Below are 256 nucleotides of genomic sequence, written 5' to 3'. Positions count from 1 at the left end.
ATCGCGCAGGTGGAGGCGAGCCTGGAGGAACTGCGAGCCCTGGCCGAAACCGCAGGCTCCGAGGTGGCCGAGATGCTCTACCAGCGGCGCGACAAGCCGGATTCCGGCACCTATATCGGCCGCGGCAAGGTCGAGGAGCTGAAGTCCGTGGTGCAAGAAACCGGTGCAGATACCGTGGTCTGCGACGGTGAGCTGAGCCCGGGCCAGATGATCGCGCTTGAGAAGGCACTGGACGTCAAGGTGATCGACCGGACCA

At 64.8% G+C, this 256-nt stretch carries 1 protein-coding gene; it reads left to right on the top strand.

Annotated elements, in window-relative coordinates; translation table 11 throughout:
- A partial coding sequence (locus ACPYOI_RS36500; protein WP_481424233.1) for an HflX-like GTP-binding protein occupies positions 1 to 256 on the top strand: 256 nt, incomplete at both ends.

The sequence above is a fragment of the Rhizobium sp. SVR5-2C genome (genome assembly GCF_056755115.1).
This window is presented reverse-complemented; position numbering and strand designations above follow the sequence as displayed.